Source organism: Mesorhizobium sp. M1406, from assembly GCF_040317555.1.
Classification (GTDB): domain Bacteria; phylum Pseudomonadota; class Alphaproteobacteria; order Rhizobiales; family Rhizobiaceae; genus Mesorhizobium.
In genome coordinates this window covers 1-1,160 of sequence record NZ_JAMYKW010000160.1, presented here as the reverse complement: position 1 = coordinate 1,160, position 1,160 = coordinate 1, and the positions used below count along the sequence as shown (strand labels likewise).

The 1,160-nt window shown below is 63.5% G+C and carries 1 protein-coding gene; it reads right to left on the bottom strand.

What is annotated here, in order from left to right; all coding sequences use genetic code 11:
• Positions 1-23: 23 nt before the first annotated feature.
• Positions 24-962 carry an IS110 family RNA-guided transposase gene (locus NKH03_RS34705; protein WP_352973338.1) on the bottom strand — a complete coding sequence of 313 codons (939 nt, stop codon included), beginning with the start codon at positions 960-962 and terminating at the stop codon, positions 24-26.
• Positions 963-1,160: the final 198 nt, after the last annotated feature.

Genomic DNA, 1,160 nt, shown 5'->3' with positions numbered 1-1,160 from the left:
CGGATGAGCGACTATCTGGGGTGTCAAGTTGCATTTGCGAAATCGATGCGCGCGTCGCGTGCTTTTGCATTGAGAATGACGAGCAGCTTGCGGGCGAGCGCGATGCGGATGACCATTTTCTCCTTTCCTGCGTCCTGCAACCGTTGATGGAAGGCAGCAAGGTGAGGATCGTATCTGGCGACGGTGCGGGCAACGAGGAAGAGGATGGAGCGCGGGCCTTCGCGACCACCGCGCACCGACCGGCGGCCACTGCGCTTGCCACTATCATTGGCGATCGGCGCGAGGCCCGCGAGCTTGGCGATGGCCTTGTTGGAGAGGATGCCGATCTCGGGCAGCTCGGCCATGAGGCGGGCCACGGTGCGCGAGGCGACGCCCTTGAGCGAGCGGAAGGCCTGGTCGAGGCATGCCCACAAGGGATCGTCGTCGATCAGCGAGGCGATCTCGCCTTCGAGCCGGCGGCTCTGGCGCTTGAGCAGAGCAATAACCTCGTCGAGGCTGATGATGGTCTCGGCATCGCGAGCCGCGCTGCGGCGCTGCTTCTGGATGGTGAGGTCGCCGGTGACCTGGGAAAGCCGGGCGACCAGCGCCTTGAGCCGTTGTTGGGCCACGCTCGGCGGCGGCGTTGGCTGCAACCGCTTGACCTGCCCATAACGGGCGATGACGGCGGCGTCGATCCGGTCGGTCTTCTCCAGGAAGCCCATTGCCTCGGCGAAGTAGCGAACGCTCCTTGCATTGGCCATGCCGCAGGGCTGACCCATCTCCCACAACAGCAGGAAGGCCAGGCGCTCGTAGCCGCCGCTGGCTTCCATGACGACGAGATCGACGCCATTGGCCTGACACCAGGCGGCCAGATCGGCGATGCCCGCCGCATCGTTGGCGAAACGGTTTGCCATTCCGATCGGCTCGATATGGGCGTCGAGCCAGTCTTTCGAAATATCTATTCCACAGAGGGTCTTGTTCACGGTAACCTGCCTTGTGCGTGCGATTGGAGCCAAGCGACTATTCGGTCGTGCGTGACGAAGGCGAAGATCCCAGGCTCATCCACGGTTGTAGCCGCAGGGGTAACGGGCGACTTCGCCAAGCCTCGGGCCGGATGGCCATCCAGCCCGAGGCTCAGTCGCTTCCATCGCACAAAATCATCCCTGTGCAGATACAAGGGG